The following is a 15,720-nucleotide window of genomic DNA, read 5'->3' on the forward strand; positions in this document are numbered from 1 at the left end:
CCTTTACTATCCGGCGCGGCGGGTGTCGTGTGCGTTCCGGTGGTTCCGGGGCTCACGTCGCGCGCGTGGCTCATCGTATCGCGTCCGGGCCGCCGGACGTGCGCCAGTGCGGGCACCGCCACGGACATCGCCGCGGCCACTGCTGCGGGTAGGGGCCTGAGCACGGCCCTGCCGCTGTCCTTCGTGTTGGGCTGCGCGTGCCTCCGGCGCGGGACGGCGACGCGCAGTGACCGGGGTGCCGTAGCGGCTGTCATTCGTCTGCTGCTTCTTCCCCGGGCGTGCGGCGGCGCGCTGACGGGGCTCGCTCGCAGTCGGCTCGCGGAGGAAGAAGAGACGGTCGAACAACGGCCGGCCATAGTTCTGCATCGAGGACACAGCACCCGGCTCGTGACGGGAGACGGAGGCGACCAGGCCCATTGCACCGAGGGTGATCACTGCTGAGGTGCCGCCGGCGGAGATCATGGGCAGCTGAATACCGGTCACCGGAAGCAGGCCGATGACATAACCGATATTGATGAATGCCTGGGAGACAATTCCAGTGGTGATCGAGGCCGCCAGAAGAGCCTGGTACTGGTTCGCGGCAAGACGCGCGGTGCGCAGACCGAAGAAGAGCAGCATGGTGAACAGGATGATCACCAAGGCCCCGCCCCACAGGCCGAGTTCCTCGCCGATGACCGCGAAGATGAAGTCGTTCTTCGCCTCCGGGAGGTAGAACCACTTCGCGCGGGACTGGCCGAGACCGACACCGAACAAGGAACCGTCCGCCAGCGACAAGAAGCCCTGGTAGGACTGGAACGCCACGCCGCGGGTGTCTTCGAAATGGCCGAAGAGCGCATCGAAGTAGACGTGGAAGCGTTGGGAACGGTAGCCGCCGGCAGCCATGACGCCAGCGAAGAGCAGTACGCCGAAAGCCGCGACAACGCCGATGAATTTCCAGGAAATGCCCGCGAAGACGAGGATGAATGCGACGACGATACAGAACGACACAGCCATGCCCAGGTCGCCCTGCGCGGCAATGAGCCCGACGCACAGCACCGCGACGGCGGCGAACGGTACGAAGCCGTTGGTCATGTCGAACATGCGGCGCGGGTCCTTATTCGCCAGAATCGACGCACCCCACACACAGATGGCTACCCTGGCCACCTCCGAAGGTTGCAGCTGGAAGCCGCCGATATAGATCCACGACTGGGAGCCCACTTCCTCACGCCCGGTGCCCACGCCGGGCAGGAGCACCGCGATCAGCAGCAGAATCGATATCACCATCAGGACTAGCGCGATCTTCTGCACCCGCTCGGGAGGAATTTGCAGCGCCACCCAGAACATGAACAGACCCAATGAGACGACGATGACCTGCTTGAGCGGCTGGGCCCATACGGAAGAATCGTTGAGCGCGGACCAGGTCATCGAGGAGCTGGTCACCATGACCACGCCGAGACCGGCGAGCACGAGCACAATCGTGCGCACCATCGTGTAATCGAGCAGCGGACGCGCATCCATCCACGCGTTCATGCGGGACAGCGCACGCGCCATGCCGGACGAGTGCTGCCCGGCAGCGGCACGCTGGCGCGGTCGCGTAGGCCGCTGTGCCTGTTTCGCATGCGGCTTACGGGGCTGGTGTGGCCGTGGTGGGCGCTGAGCTGCTGTGGTCATCGTGTTTCAGATTGCCTTAAACGTCGCGTTTTCCGGCGAGGGCGCGCGCAGCGTCAGCGAAGATATTTCCGCGCTGCGCCATTCCCGAGTACATATCCAGGCTCGCGGCAGCTGGCGCGAGGATCACCGAGTCACCCGGGCGAGCCTGCTCCGCCGCGAATTCCACGACATCACGCATAGCTTCTTCGGGGTCCACGCTATCTGTCAGGAAGACAGGAATTTCGGGGGCATGCTTATCGACGGCGCGTGCGATCTCTTCCCTGTCCACCCCCAGCAAAGCGACTGCCCTGAATTGCTGCACATGGTCGGCGACAAGCTGGTCGATCTCAGCGCCCTTGAGCCGGCCGCCCGCAATCCACACGATCTGTCCTTCGACACCGTTGAGGGCCGAATCTGCCGCATGGGGGTTGGTCGCTTTGGAGTTATCGATCCAGTCGATGCTGTTGTCGGAGTGAACTACCGCTCCCCTGTGCCCCGACACTTCGTAGGAGTGCAATGCGCGGTCGATCTGTTCCGGGGTGGCGCCACGGGTAATAGCCACAGCCGCAGCGGCCAGCGCATCGAGCGTGCCGGCGGTACCAGCGGGCTCGATGCCGTCGATACGCGTGATCTCAGTCGTCGCTGATCCGATCCGCGAGACAATCGTGCCGTCGATGATGCCGACCTGGTTGTCCTGCGGTTCGTTGAGCGTGAAACCGATGATGTCCGCGCGGCCGGATTTCTCGGCGTAGCTCCGCACGTGCTCGTCGTCGATGCCAGCGACGGCTGTCGAATAGCTAAAGACTTTCGCTTTCGCTTCCGCGTAGGCGTCGAAGCTGCCGTGCCAGTCGATGTGGTCGTCGGCGAGGTTGAGCAGCACGCCGGCATCAGCGGTGAGGTCGTGCGACCAGTGGAGCTGAAAGCTGGACAGTTCCGCGACAAGGACGTCGATGCGCGGTGTGCTCAACAGCGCGTCGCCGACCGCGATACCGATATTGCCGCAGGCAGTCGCGCGCTTACCGGTGTATGTCCCCGCTTCCTCCATGATGCGGGCGAGCATGCCCGTCGTGGTCGTCTTGCCGTTGGTGCCGGTGACCACGAGCCAGTCGCGCGGCGGGCCGAAGAAGCTGTTCTGGTCGAGCAGGAAGCACAGCTCGACATCGCCGATCACCGTGCAGTCCATGTCCTGCGCGGCGAGGAGGAGCGGAGAATTCGGGCGCCAACCCGGAGAGGTGACCACGAGCGGGTACTCGGTGACCCGCTCGGCGGCTTCCGCCGTCGTCATGGTGCGGCAGCCGGTCGCTTCGTGCACGGCTGCGCGGTTAGCTTCGTTGTCGTCGGCGACGGCAAAGAAAACGCCCGCCTCACGAAGCAGCTTCGCGGTTCCCATGCCGGACACTCCGGCTCCGGCGACGAGAACTCCGCCGGAAAGCAGGATGGAGAAAGTCCCGTTCACGCTCGTGGTGGAGTGAATGCTGTCGCTCATGCCAGATTCACTCCGGTAGCGGAGAGCCAGTCGGTGTAGAACACAGCCAGGCCGAGGACGACGGCGATGGCGCACATGACCCAGAAACGGACCACCACGGTGGTCTCTGCCCAGCCACCGTTTTCAAAGTGGTGGTGGAACGGCGCCATGCGGAACACGCGCTTACCGCTGGTCTTGAACACCAGCACCTGAATGACCACGGACGCGGCCTCCATGACGAACAGGGCACCGATGACGACCATCAGAACCTCGGTGCGGCTGGCGATGGACACGCCGGCCACCAGTCCGCCGAGAGCCAAAGAACCGGTATCGCCCATGAAAATCTTCGCGGGCGCGGCATTCCACCACAGGAAGCCGATGCAGGCGCCGAGGCCTGCGGAACACAACACCGCCAAATCGAGCGGATCGCGCACGTCGTAGCAGCCGGCACCAGGCGCTTGGGCGCAGGAATTCCGGAACTGCCAGAAGGTGATCAAGGTGTAGCCGAACATCACCAGCGAGGTGGAACCGGCAGCGAGCCCGTCGAGGCCGTCGGTCAAGTTCACCGCATTCGACCATGCGGCGATGAGGAAGTAGATGAAGATCAAAAAGAAGATGGTGCCCAGCACTGCGCCACCGACGGCGATATCGAAGGTCTCGATGTCGCGGATGAAGCTCAGCTTCGTCGAACCCGGTGTCAGGCCGGTGCGGTCCTGCGGGAACTGCAGGAGCAGGAAGCCGAAAACGAGCGACACCACGAGCTGGCCGATAAGCTTCGCGGTCTTATTCAGCCCGAGGTTGCGGTTGAAGAAGAGCTTGATTCCGTCATCGGCGAAACCGAGCAGGCCCAGACACATGGTCAACCCCAGCACCAGCAGACCGGAAGCGGTGAAGCCCCCATGGCCAGTGGCCTGCCCCCAGATGCCCACGACGAGATAGGCGACGAGAATGCCGAGCAGGATCGCGATGCCGCCCATCGTCGGCGTGCCGCGTTTGCGGATGTGGGAGGCCGGACCGTCCTCACGGATTTCCTGACCTTTTCCAGCATTGGTGAAGTACCGGATCAACAGCGGTGTGGTGAAGATTGCGACGAGGAAGCTGATAGCCCCCGACATGATGATCTGGGTCATGGTTGGCTACCTCGTGTCTTCCTGGTCAGGTTGTGTGATCGGTATGTTCGGCGAATGCGGGACAGTATTCGGTTGCTGCGGGTGCGCAGGCCCTTCGGCGAGCAGGATCTCAGCGACCCGCCACAGGCCCACCGCATTCGATGCTTTGACGAGCACTACATCGCGGTCGTCGCGGTTGCGCCAATTTCCCTCTCCTGGTGGGGCGGTGCGCACGATCTCGCTGACGATGTCTGCGGCTGCGTCGACGCCGCCGGCGCTATGGGTTTGAATCCCGCGCCCGGCGGCGCGCTCGGCGAGCACTCGCGTCTCCTCGCTCTCCCCCACCACCACGAGGTGGGTGACACGGTATCGGGCGAGTTCGTCGCCCAATGCACGGTGCGCTTCAACAGAGTCGGAGCCGAGTTCGCCCATCTCGCCCAGCACCGCGATCGAGCGGACGCCGGGGCGCGCAGCAGCAGTGAAGCCGAGGGCGGCGATGCCTGCGCGCATCGAATCCGGGTTAGCGTTGTACGCGTCGTTGATCACGGTCACGCCGTCGGCGCGCGTGTTCACGTCCATCCGGTTGACCGAGACGCTGTGCGCATTCGACAACGCGTCGGCGACGGTCGCCGCATCCAGCCCAGCTTCGATGCCGACAGCCGCGGCCGCGAGCGCATTGGACACCTGGTGGGCGCCGAAGACCTTCAAACTCACCCGCTGCGGGCCGCCCGCGGAGGAATGCATGGTGAAGGTGGCACGCGCGACGTCGTCAAGCTTTATGTCCGTGGCGTAGTACTCAGCCGCGCCGTGCCCTGCGGCGCCTCCATGCTCCGCGGAAAAACGCACGACGCGCCCGTCGGTGCGCGGCGCCATGCCCGCGACAAGATCGTCGTCAGCGTTGAGAATGGCCACGCCATCAGCCGGCAGGGCCTCGACGAGCTCTCCCTTCGCTTGGGCGATATTCTCGCGCGAACCGAATTCGCCGAGGTGGGCGCTACCGACGTTGAGCACCACACCGATGTGCGGCGGCGCGATGCTGGCCAACTGGGCGATGTGCCCGACATTGCGCGCGGACATCTCCGCGACCAAAAAGTCTGTGTTTTCCGTGCAGCGCAGCACGGTGTACGGCAGGCCGATCTCGTTATTGAACGAGCCGGGCGGCGCGACCGTCTCCCCGCCCTGGCCGAGCACATTCGCGATCAAATCCTTCGTGGAGGTCTTGCCCGCAGAACCCGTCACGCCAGTGATGCGCAAGCCATGCTTATCGACGAGCGTTCGCGCCACATGCCCCGCCAATTTCGCCATGCCGGCGACGACTGCTCGGGCGGAACCATCCGGATCACCCGCGGCGAGATCTGAATTATCTCCCTCGATCTGCTCGACAGGCGGAAGAATGACTGCGGGAACTCCCACTTCGCGCGCGACGAGCGCTCCTACCGCTCCACGCGCAATCGCGGATTCGGCGAAATCGTGTCCGTCGACATTGCTACCTGGCAGGGCCACGAAAAGGCCGCCTGGGGTGATCTTCCGCGAGTCGAACTCGACGTAGCTGGTCACCGTCGCTTGCGGGTCGGCGGACTCACTGAGGGTGCCACCGGTGACCCGTGCGATGTCTGCCAGCGTCATCGGAATCATGCCCGGTCCTCCTTATTCTCAGTCCGTGCGGGTGCAGTGCCGAAGCCATTGTCCGCCAAAGCCGCGCGTACTTCTTCTCTATCGTCGAAGTGGTGGGTCGTGTCGCCGATGATTTGCCCGACTTCGTGGCCTTTACCCACGACGATAACTGCGTCGCCGGGTTGTGCCCACGCGACGAGCTGCCTGATCGCGTCCCCGCGTGAATCGCTCTCGCGGATCTCAACGTTTCTGCCGGACGTTGCCACTGATTCGGCGCCTTCCCGCACAGCCGCGCGGATGGTGGCCGGGTCCTCAGTGCGCGGATTGTCGTCGGTGATGATGACCAGGTCGGCGCGTCGCGCCGACTCCGCACCCATGATTGCGCGCTTGGACTGGTCGCGGTCGCCGCCGGCACCCACAACGATACCGACGCGGCCATCGACCTGTTCGCGCAGCGAGTCCAAGGCAGCAGCGATCGCGGCGGGCTTGTGCGCGTAGTCGACGACAGCCACGAATTCCTGGCCCGCATCAATGCGTTCCATACGGCCAGGGACCGCGGCACCACTCACGCCCTTGAGGAAGGTCTCCGCGTCGATGCCCGCTGCGGCAGCCAGTGCCGTGGCCAGCGCTGCGTTGGCGACATTGAATGCGCCCGGCAGCGGCAGACGCGCATCGATCGCGGTGCCGTGAAGTTTCACCGTGATGTCCTGCGCGCCGCTGTCGGTGGTGCTGTTTAGTGTGGCAGCACAATCGACATCATCCTGCCCATTCGTGCCCACGGTGATTACGGCGCGCTCCCCACCTGCGGCGCGCTGCGCCATCTTCTGGCCCCACTCATCGTCAACGCAAATCACGGCCTGCTCAGTCGCGACCGGTGAGCCGGGTTCGAAAAGCATCGCCTTGGCATCGAAGTACTCCTCCATCGTCGGGTGGAAATCCAAGTGGTCCTGCGACAGATTCGTGAAACCGGCGACAGCGAAACGCGTGCCTGTCACACGTCCCAGTACGAGAGCGTGGGAGGAGACCTCCATGACCACGTGGGTCACGCCGCGCTCCACCATGAGCGCGAAGAGTTCCTGTAGCTTCGGCGCCTCCGGCGTGGTGAGCGAGGTGGGCACGTCTTCGCCCTTGATGCGAGTGCCGGTCGTGCCGATGAGCCCTACCGCGCAGCCAGCGGCAGTCAGCCCGGATTCAAGCATGTATGTCGTGGTGGTCTTACCTGACGTGCCAGTGACGCCGATGATGGTGAGCTTTTCCGACGGGCGCCCGTAAATTTCAGCGGAGACGAGACCGAGGATCGCACGCACGTCCTCGACAACGAGCACCGGTCGGGTTTCTTGCGCTTCAACGAGAATGTCCCAGCCGGCCACATCGGTCAGAATGGCCGCGGCCTTCGATCCCCCCGCGTACGTCGCTCCGTGCACACGAGTGCCCGGCAGCGCCGCGAAAATGGAGCCTGCTTCAACTGCATTCGAGTCGAGGCTGATCCCGGTGACCTTCAGTTCTTCCGTCGGAGCGTTCTCGACCCGCGCGGCGGCAATCTCGGCCACTGTGGTGAGTGCGACGGCGGCCGCAAAATTCTCGTTGATGTTGTTCATGACCACTCCTCGCTTTCGCTACTGGGCTTGCAGGACCATCGGCTCGCCCGGGTCCGGGCTCTGGGCAATATTTTCTCGGTTGATCAGCCAGTTGGCGATCTCAGTGAAGATCGGCGCCGACGACTGTCCGCCACCGCCGCCTTCAAGCGGGCCACGCTCCGGATCATCGAGCATCACCGCCACGACGAAGCGCGGATCGTCCGCCGGCGCGATACCAGCGAACGTGATCCAATAATCCGAATTGGAGTACGCGCCAGTGTCAGGGTTCACCTTCTGTGCTGTACCGGTCTTGCCGGACAGCTGGTAGCCCGGAATGGAGTTGCCCTGCGCGGTACCGCTGTTGACCCCGTTCGGGTCGTCCTGGAACGGCGCACGGAACATGTCGACGATCGTCTTCGCAGTCTTCTCGCTGACCACACGGGTTCGACGCGGATCATCCTGCGGGATCTCTTCCCCGGTGGACTGCGTGACAGTCTTGACCACGCGGGGCTCGATTCGCTCTCCTTCATTAGCCAGTGCCTGATAGACGCTGGCCAGCTGCAGCGTGGTCATGGACATGCCCTGGCCGATCGGCAGGTTGGCAAAGGTGCCGCCGGACCACTGCTCACGTGTCGGGACCAGACCTGAGGATTCATTCGGCAATTCAACGCCGGTGGATTGGCCCACGCCGAATCGCTTCAAATAATCGTCGAATCGGTCCTCGCCCACCTTCTGGGCAAGCATCAGGGTGCCCACGTTGGAGGACTTACCGAAGATGCCGGTTGTGGTGTACGGAACGACATCGTGCTGCCATGCATCTGCGACCGTCACGCCAGCCATCTCAATGGAGCCGGGCACCTGGTGTACCTCGTCCGGCGTGGTCAGACCTTCTTCGATCGCTGCCGCAGCAGTGATGATCTTGGCGACAGAACCTGGCTCGTACGGGTGGGAAATCGACGGGTTCTCGAAATTGCGCCCGGAATCGAGCTGGCGGTCCAGGTCGCCGTTCGGGTCGATCGTATTCGTATTCGCCATTGCTAGAACTTCACCGGTCTTGGCGTCCAGCACGACTGCTTCTGCTTCCTTAGCCTTCGCATTCGCCTTGGACTGTTCCAGCAACTGCTGAACATATGCCTGGAGGTCCAGGTCGACCGTGAGCTCGACGCGTGCACCATCGACGACCGGCACCACATCGCGCAAGGTGCCCGGGATCGCCTGACCGTTAGCGGAAACGTCTTCGGTGGAGCGGCCGTCAATGCCCGTGAGAATCGAATCGCTGGACGCTTCGAGCCCGAACTGGCCCTGGCCGTCCATGGACACCCGTCCAACGATATTCTCGCCGATCGCGCCGTTCGGGTATTCACGAATGTCTTGCCTATCAGCGGCCACGCCGTGGAATTTCTCCGCGACCTTCGCCGCGACATCTGGGTCGACATTGCGGACGAGAACCTCGTAATCGGTATCCGCGTGGAGCTTCTCCAAGATGTCCTTGGACTTCACCTGCGGGGTGGGCAGCTTGTCCTTCTCCCCCGACGATTTCTTGTCGTCGGCTTTCTCATCCTTATCGTCTGATTCTTCAGAGCTCTCGCCATTCGGATCCTGCACCTGATCGTCGCTGATCATGGTGGGAATCTCATTAGCCATCTGGCGCAGAATGTCCTCGACGCGCGCATCCTGCTGCGCTTCCGCTTCAGCGCGGGTCGCTCCGTTTTCGTACATCTCGTTGCGAGCGATCTCGCCGAGTTCGCGGCGCAAGGTCACCGGCGAGACTGTCAAGGAGCGGGCCTTCATCGTGTAGGCCAAGTAATTGCCTTCACGGTCCAGGATCGCGCCGCGGCGGGCAGGATCCTCAAAATCCCGTTCGCGCTGCTCGGCGGCCACCGTCTGCAATTGCGGGCCCCACTTGAGCTGGACCCAGGCGAGACGCCCGACGAGGACGAGGGCGGCGACTAGGAAGACGGCCGTGAGGATACGCATGCGACTGGCAGTAATGACTTTTTGCGCGGGGACTGCCCGCGCCTGCCGCTTCCGCGGAACCATTCTGCTCACGTCGCAGTCTCACCTACTTCTCTTGTGTCGTCGCGTCCATAGGAGGCTTTCATCCCAATGATTGCCTTCATCTTGCCCCGATCACCGGGCAAGATTATGACCGCCACACACGAACCGGGAACTAAATCCCGGTACGAATCATTCGCGTTTGGGAAGACGCTCAGAAACCGCCGGGCAGCGCTGGCAGCGCGTCCTCCGCCGGAGCGGGTGCTGGAGCCGGTGCACTAGGTGCCGGCGCGTTAGGTGCCGGTGCATCTGGTGCCGGTGCCTCAGCAGCGGGCACTGGTGCCGCCGGAGCAGCCCCGCGATTACCCGACTGGCCGCCAGGAGTCGGCAGCGACGGCGCAGCACCGCGTCCGTTCGGCAGCGAGTTCTGCGGAAGAGCAGACAGGTTATCGGCAATATCGCGCGTTGCTTCGCGGTCACTCGTCGCTTTGTCGGTACGGATCGTCTCCTCATTCACATCGACAACACGCACGTGCTTTTCTGGGTCGGCTTCACGAGTCTCGTTCGCCTTCCCGTCGGCGGCGACATCGATAATGCCGGGCTGGACCGGGACGACCATGCCCGCAGCATCGGCCTTCGCAGCGACTTCTGCAGCAGCACGGCTGTCCTCGACGTTGCGGTTCAGCGTCTCAATCTCATTGTTGAGCGTGCGCTCCTTGCTCTGGAGCTGTTCGATCGTGAATGTCTGCTGCGTGGACAGAGCAGACAGCAGCATCGCACCAAAGATGCCCAGCACCAGCAGCGGCAACGCCAGCATCGACATCGTCGAGAACTTGCGCTTCGCCTCCGTGGTGGCCACGCGACGTCCGCGCACGGACACGACCTGCTTGGAGCCCAGACGACGCGGTCCGCGTGGGACGTGCGGGGCGATGCGCGGCTTCAGCCCCGACGGCGCCGGCGCTGTGCGCGTGCCAGGCCGGTCAGCATGGCGGGTCGTACGCTGCGGGGTGCGTTCCAGCAGCGCAGTCGAGCTGCCGGCGGTGTTACCGGCGGTGAGGTCTCGGCTTGCTCCCATGGTCGTGGTTCCCTTCGCTTGTTGCCGTGCTGTGTGTGGTTGCCGTGCTGTGCGTGAATGTGTCGATCGGATGGTCATCGCGCACCCCCAGGTGGCCCGCTGTCGAGCTTTTCCACCGCCCGAACACGCACCGAAGCTGCTCTGCGGTTCAGCTCAATCTCCGCCTCGGAGGCCTGCTCGGCGCCACGAGTGACCAAGCGGAATTTCGGTGCCATGTCTGGCAGCTCGGTCGGGAGACCCGGCGGGGTCTTCGACTTCGTCATATCCGCGAATGCACGCTTGACCAGCTTGTCTTCGAGCGACTGGTAACTCATGAACACTGCGCGGCCACCCTCACCGAGCGCATCCGCAACCATCGGGATGACGTTTTCCAGCGCTTCGAGCTCCCGGTTGACCTCGACGCGGAGGGCCTGGAACGTACGCTTGGCCGGGTGTCCGCCCGTGCGGCGCGTCGCCGCAGGGATCACATCGTAAAGAAGCTCCACGAGGCGCCCAGACCGATCGAACGGTTCTTTCTCGCGCTCTTCGATCACTGCCGAGGCGATCTTGCCGGCGAAACGCTCGTCACCGTACGTCTTAAGCACACGCGCCAAATCACCATGGCTGTACGTGTTCAAGACATCCGCGGCCGTCAGACCGATGCTCGGATCCATGCGCATGTCCAGTGGCGCGTCGACGCGGTAGGCGAAACCACGCTCCTCCTGGTCGAGCTGCATCGATGACACGCCAAGATCAAAGAACGCGCCCGCCAATCCCGTCTTGCGGACGCGCTCGAACACAACGTTTTCGTTGCTCGCCAATTCCTCGCCGAGGCAATCGAAGCGGCCCCGGACCGGAACGAACCTGTCGCCAAACCGCGCCAGACGCTTGGTGGCGTTTTCCAGAGCCGCCCCGTCACGATCAATGCCGATCACGGTGGCGTCGGGGAATTCGGTGAGGAAATATTCGGTGTGCCCGCCGGCACCCAGCGTGCCGTCGACGATCACGGTCTCAGCTCCGAAGCGTTCTACTGCCGGGCGCAGCAGATCGCCCATGCGGTCGCGCATAACGGGGACGTGACCATGGTTGGCATCGACACCGAAGTCCATGTCCGACTTCTGCAACGTGTCATGTGCCATGTGGTCCACCCCCCTTGTGCCTGGTGTGCCGTGCTACGGATTAGGTCTGACTGCGGTTGAAAGAATCTGTTCTAACGGGGAACGTGTAGGGCCCTGCTCGGGGCGGTCATTCTGATATCGGGGAAGTACACCAGAACGACTCGCGCCCCGAGCAGAGTCCGTACACGCTCTCCGCTCGCCCGCTTAGAGCAGGCCCGAGAGAATGTCGTCCTCATCGGCCGCCGAGAAAGCGGCCTCCGTATTTTCTTGGTATTTCTGCCAGGACTCGGCGTCCCAGATTTCCAAGAAATCCACCGAACCGATGACCACGCATTCCTTGGACAAGTTCGCGTAGTCCCGGTGCGCCGGTGACAGCGTGATGCGACCCGAACCGTCCAGCGTCTGCTCATCCGCACTTGCCGCCAAGTTTCGGATAAAGGCACGCGCCTTCGGGTTCGTGCGGGAAACCGCAGCCGCTTTACGCGCGCGTGCCGCGAATTCCTCGCGGGGATAGACCGCCAGCGAGTGGTCTTGCCCCTTGGTCACCATCAGCCCGTCCGCCAGTCCTTCACGGAACTTGGCGGGCAACGTCAGGCGCCCTTTGTCATCCAGCTTGGGGGTATAGGTGCCAAGAAACATCCGGCGCCCTACCTTCCTTCGCTCAATGACTCCGGCTGTGAATTTTTGTCAGATCCGACCCGGCATCGTCACACCGGCCCTTCACTGTCCCCCACTTTAACCCACTCTCCCCCACAAACGCCACATTGGAACACAAAATTCTTTCCGCGTGTCACGAATTCACAGTTCAGCACACTGATCACACGTGGCGCGTCCACCCACCCCCTCTAGCCACATTCCACCACATCTGCCCCTAATCGCCCTTTACTACCCCACCATCACCACCAATACCGCCACGACCGATCGACATTCCCGCAGGAAAAACGGATCACGCCATGACCAAGAGGCCCCAGTGGGTGAAAGTGGGGAGCCTGAGTGGAGGAAAGTGGGAAACCCAGGTGGAGGGAAGTGGGAAGCCGAGCAAAAAGGCACTACACAGGCGAGATACCGTGATGCGCGCACAAAAATTCCCCCTCACGTTTCCGTAAGAGGGTTTGAAACTATTCCGTTAAAGGGTCGGAAACCTATCTAGTTAGGCAGGCTCTCTTGCCTAGTTGGGCAGGCCGCTTGGTCGGGCCTTCACGCCGGGAGGGCGGCAACTGAATTAGGAGGACGGCTTACTGACCTTCGAAGCGACGGCGGAAGTTCTCTTCCATCCGGGAGCTGCGACCTTCGCGGCGCAACTGCGGTCCGGCGCTTTGAGCGCGCGATGGCACGTTCTCCTGGGCCGGTGCACGCAGCCCCCAAATGCCGCCGATGAACATGACAACGAATCCGAGAATGCTGAGTGCCACAAACCAGATGCTTTCAGCAGCCAGGGCGACGCCCGCAATGAGCAGCACGAGGCCGAGCACAATGAGGGCAACGGCCCGCATGGTCGGCCGGAACCCGCCGTCAGCAGATCCACGCTCAGGCGCAGAAGCCACCGTCGACCCGAACTTCGGATCGTCGGCCATCAGCGACTCCTCGATTTCGCGGAGCAACTTCTGTTCCTGCTCAGATAAAGCCACTTTCACTCCCAGCCTGGTTTGGTCGCTGTCTTCTTCGAACTACAACGCGCCACGGCGCCGTTTTGTTCCCTTCATCATAGCGCCCCGACACCACCGCAGAACAGTCACAGCAGGCTAGGCGGCGGTCATGCCACTTCCCTCCCCGGCCGTCTCCCCGAAGAACTCGGAAGCCAACTGAACAAGACGTTCGACATCCCCACGTTGCGGATTCAGCTCGATCCCGGACGCGACTCTCCCCCTCAGCCGCGAGAATCCGGAGAACGCATTCGCCCAATACGCTCCACGAGCCCCTGTGAGTGCAAGCTTGTCCCACGCACTCGTGGGCAGACGCTTCCGCTTGGCCACCGCTGCCGACTGCGCAATCACGGCCCCTGCGGTACGCAGTGCCGCGCGGTACGCACTTTCCAGAGCCAGGTCGTATGCGCCGGCAGCGAGCTGCGCATGCGCATCCTCGAGCAGCGCACGCCCCGAAGCCAGAAATTCATCATGCTGCAAGGTCGCGGGCACCGCCCCGTACACCGCGCCCGTCGTCGCTGAGATCACGCTCGACATCTGACTCTCCTCCTCGTTTCACTACCGTTCCGCCCGGCGTTCACATTCCTGTTCGCGTCCTCATTTCCAATTACTTTGTGAGCCTCACACTAGAAACCGAGCCGGACACAGCCCGCCGACAGTTCGAACATGTTTTCGAACTATTGCCCCACTTCGTATCAATACCCCGTAATGACCTGCAGCTTCAGCCATGTCGGGGTGTGGATAAGCTGAATCAGACGCACCCACGCGTCCTGCATGGTTCGATGGAAACCGTGTCCGTCACCATCCGCGAGCTGTCCCCGCACGAATTCACCGCCATGGCTCCCGAACTCGTGGGCCTCTACATCACGGCGATGCGCTACCCCATTGCCATCCACGACCAACGCGTGACTGTCTGGCGCCGCGATTCGCTGGAACGGGACTTCACGGCCGTCGCCGCATTCGCCCAGGAGCAGCTCGCCGGTGTGGCTTATGGTTTCCGAGGCTCACAGAAACGCTGGTGGGACCAGCAGCTTCGACGCGGACTAGTGAATAGCCACGCGATGACGCCAGAGATGACCGCGGTCGTGGAGAACTATTTCGAGCTAGCGGAAATTCACGTGGCCCCGCATCTCCAGGGCCACGGCATCGGCAGAGCCCTCATTGAAAGACTGCTCAGCCGGGCATCGCAGCCACATGTCTTGCTCTCCACCCCCGAAGTGCCGAACGAGGGCAATGCCGCGTTCGGCCTCTACCGCTCGCTCGGCTTTGAAGATGTGCTCCGCGATTTCCGTTACACCGGTGATCCGCGCCCCTTCGCGGTGCTTGGCCGGACATTGCCGTTGGAGATCAGCACCCCGGTAAAGTGAGTGGTAATCGTCCATCCTCCCCTCCGTGCGGCAGAAGGAGACACCACTTTTGAGCGAGCGCACACCTCACATTGCGGTAGCAGATGTCCCAGCAGCAGTGGAACGAGAGCTGGAAGCATTCTTCGGGGACAACGCGGCGTCGATAAGCGAAATCGGCGCTCCCGTCGCTGAGGCCGTGGGGCACTTGCGCAATTTCGTGCTCGGCGGAGGCAAGCGCATCCGTCCCACCTACGGTTGGGTGGGATACGCGGCGACCGTCGGTGCCCACGGCGGCGGCGAGGACCCGGCGGACGTACTTCGTGCGGTCAGCGCCCTCGAGCTCATTCAAGCGTGCGCGCTCGTCCACGACGACATCATCGATGCCTCGGACACCCGACGTGGCAAGCCCACGGTCCACCGTGCAATCGCAGCGGAACATGCGCAACGCGGCTGGCACGGCGACGCTGACAAATATGGTGAGAATGTCGCGATCCTCATTGGCGATCTTGCTCTGGCCTGGGCCGACGATATGTGGCGCTACTCCGGCGTGAGCGATGAAGCGCTGCTGCGCGCGGCTGAACCGTGGCGCGGTATGCGCGCGGAGGTCATCGGTGGGCAGATCCTCGACATCGCCTTGGAAGCCTCCGGCATCGAAAGCGTGGAGATGGCAGATTCTGTCAACCGCTACAAGACCGCCGCCTACACGGTGGAACGTCCGCTCCACCTTGGTGCGGCATTGGCAGGAGCGGACGAGACGACTATCGCTGCGCTGCGCGGATACGGTCGAGATATCGGCATTGCCTTCCAGCTCCGCGACGATCTTCTGGGCGTCTTCGGCGACCCTGAGGTGACCGGTAAGCCGGCAGGCGACGATCTGCGCGAAGGCAAGCGGACCGTGCTCTACGCACTTGCGTTGCAAGCCGCGGACGCATCAGATCCGGCTGCTGCAGAAAAACTGCGTGCTGGAATCGGCACCGCCACGGCCCCCGACGACATCGCGGAACTGGCACGCATCATCGAGTCGACCGGCGCTGTGGACGTCACGGAAGAGCGCATCACGCGTCTGACCGAGTCCGGATTAAAGCATCTGGAGAACGCCCACATCACCGACGACGCCGTGGAGACCCTCACGTCCCTGGCTATCAAGTCCACGGCCCGGCGCAAATAGAG

The 15,720-nt window shown here is 63.1% G+C and carries 13 protein-coding genes; 2 read left to right on the forward strand and 11 right to left on the reverse strand.

Features of this window, described 5'->3' with window-relative positions; genetic code table 11:
- Positions 1–6 precede the first annotated feature (6 nt).
- The 11 genes from M3G19_RS03360 to M3G19_RS03410 all read right to left on the reverse strand — a co-directional run bounded on the left by M3G19_RS03360 (position 7) and on the right by M3G19_RS03410 (position 13,741).
- Positions 7–1,530: an FtsW/RodA/SpoVE family cell cycle protein gene (locus tag M3G19_RS03360; RefSeq protein WP_259900822.1), complete on the reverse strand. Its 1,524-nt coding sequence runs from the start codon at positions 1,528–1,530 to the stop codon at positions 7–9.
- A gap of 136 nt (positions 1,531–1,666) precedes the next feature.
- Positions 1,667–3,115 (reverse strand): UDP-N-acetylmuramoyl-L-alanine--D-glutamate ligase, encoded by a 1,449-nt coding sequence (gene murD, locus M3G19_RS03365; protein WP_259900438.1) that lies wholly within the window; start codon positions 3,113–3,115, stop codon positions 1,667–1,669.
- Positions 3,112–4,224, reverse strand: a complete 1,113-nt coding sequence (mraY, locus tag M3G19_RS03370) for a phospho-N-acetylmuramoyl-pentapeptide-transferase (protein WP_259900439.1) — start codon at positions 4,222–4,224, stop codon at positions 3,112–3,114. The genes murD and mraY overlap by 4 nt, the downstream gene beginning before the upstream one ends.
- A gap of 6 nt (positions 4,225–4,230) precedes the next feature.
- Positions 4,231–5,838 (reverse strand): UDP-N-acetylmuramoyl-tripeptide--D-alanyl-D-alanine ligase, encoded by a 1,608-nt coding sequence (murF, locus tag M3G19_RS03375; protein WP_259900440.1) that lies wholly within the window; start codon positions 5,836–5,838, stop codon positions 4,231–4,233.
- Positions 5,835–7,415, reverse strand: coding sequence for a UDP-N-acetylmuramoyl-L-alanyl-D-glutamate--2,6-diaminopimelate ligase (locus M3G19_RS03380; protein ID WP_259900441.1), 1,581 nt, complete (start codon positions 7,413–7,415; stop codon positions 5,835–5,837). Before M3G19_RS03380 ends, murF begins: the two co-directional genes overlap by 4 nt.
- A gap of 18 nt (positions 7,416–7,433) precedes the next feature.
- Entirely contained in the window at positions 7,434–9,434 is a 2,001-nt protein-coding gene (locus tag M3G19_RS03385) for a peptidoglycan D,D-transpeptidase FtsI family protein (RefSeq protein WP_396121740.1), read from the reverse strand.
- Between the two features lie 169 nt (positions 9,435–9,603).
- Complete coding sequence (locus M3G19_RS03390) at positions 9,604–10,464, reverse strand: hypothetical protein (RefSeq protein ID WP_259900443.1); 861 nt, start codon at positions 10,462–10,464, stop codon at positions 9,604–9,606.
- A 74-nt stretch (positions 10,465–10,538) separates the two neighbouring features.
- Complete coding sequence (rsmH, locus tag M3G19_RS03395) at positions 10,539–11,552, reverse strand: 16S rRNA (cytosine(1402)-N(4))-methyltransferase RsmH (RefSeq protein WP_259900832.1); 1,014 nt, start codon at positions 11,550–11,552, stop codon at positions 10,539–10,541.
- Positions 11,553–11,765: 213 nt separating this feature from the next.
- Entirely contained in the window at positions 11,766–12,200 is a 435-nt protein-coding gene (gene mraZ, locus M3G19_RS03400; RefSeq protein WP_076598706.1) for a division/cell wall cluster transcriptional repressor MraZ, read from the reverse strand.
- Positions 12,201–12,796: 596 nt separating this feature from the next.
- On the reverse strand, positions 12,797–13,189 hold the full coding sequence (locus M3G19_RS03405; RefSeq protein WP_259900444.1) for a DUF3040 domain-containing protein: 393 nt from the start codon (positions 13,187–13,189) through the stop codon (positions 12,797–12,799).
- 114 nt (positions 13,190–13,303) lie between these two features.
- On the reverse strand, positions 13,304–13,741 hold the full coding sequence (locus tag M3G19_RS03410) for an SAV_6107 family HEPN domain-containing protein (protein WP_259900445.1): 438 nt from the start codon (positions 13,739–13,741) through the stop codon (positions 13,304–13,306).
- 254 nt (positions 13,742–13,995) lie between these two features.
- Between M3G19_RS03410 and M3G19_RS03415 the strand changes: the two genes are divergently transcribed.
- Positions 13,996–14,571, forward strand: a complete 576-nt coding sequence (locus M3G19_RS03415; RefSeq protein ID WP_259900834.1) for an N-acetyltransferase — start codon at positions 13,996–13,998, stop codon at positions 14,569–14,571.
- A gap of 49 nt (positions 14,572–14,620) precedes the next feature.
- Positions 14,621–15,718, forward strand: coding sequence for a polyprenyl synthetase family protein (locus M3G19_RS03420; RefSeq protein WP_396121735.1), 1,098 nt, complete (start codon positions 14,621–14,623; stop codon positions 15,716–15,718).
- Positions 15,719–15,720: the final 2 nt, after the last annotated feature.

This window comes from Corynebacterium sp. p3-SID1194 (genome assembly GCF_025144155.1).
GTDB lineage: Bacteria > Actinomycetota > Actinomycetes > Mycobacteriales > Mycobacteriaceae > Corynebacterium.

What these genes read in the sequence shown, in the direction of transcription:
- M3G19_RS03360 (WP_259900822.1), bottom strand. Translation starts at nt 1,530, where the DNA reads ATGGCGCGTGCGCTGTCCCGCATGAACGCGTGGATGGATGCGCGTCCG.
- murD (WP_259900438.1), bottom strand. Translation starts at nt 3,115, where the DNA reads ATGAGCGACAGCATTCACTCCACCACGAGCGTGAACGGGACTTTCTCC.
- mraY (WP_259900439.1), bottom strand. Translation starts at nt 4,224, where the DNA reads ATGACCCAGATCATCATGTCGGGGGCTATCAGCTTCCTCGTCGCAATC.
- murF (WP_259900440.1), bottom strand. Translation starts at nt 5,838, where the DNA reads ATGATTCCGATGACGCTGGCAGACATCGCACGGGTCACCGGTGGCACC.
- M3G19_RS03380 (WP_259900441.1), bottom strand. Translation starts at nt 7,415, where the DNA reads ATGAACAACATCAACGAGAATTTTGCGGCCGCCGTCGCACTCACCACA.
- M3G19_RS03385 (WP_396121740.1), bottom strand. Translation starts at nt 9,434, where the DNA reads ATGGTTCCGCGGAAGCGGCAGGCGCGGGCAGTCCCCGCGCAAAAAGTC.
- M3G19_RS03390 (WP_259900443.1), bottom strand. Translation starts at nt 10,464, where the DNA reads ATGGGAGCAAGCCGAGACCTCACCGCCGGTAACACCGCCGGCAGCTCG.
- rsmH (WP_259900832.1), bottom strand. Translation starts at nt 11,552, where the DNA reads ATGGACTTCGGTGTCGATGCCAACCATGGTCACGTCCCCGTTATGCGC.
- mraZ (WP_076598706.1), bottom strand. Translation starts at nt 12,200, where the DNA reads ATGTTTCTTGGCACCTATACCCCCAAGCTGGATGACAAAGGGCGCCTG.
- M3G19_RS03410 (WP_259900445.1), bottom strand. Translation starts at nt 13,741, where the DNA reads ATGTCGAGCGTGATCTCAGCGACGACGGGCGCGGTGTACGGGGCGGTG.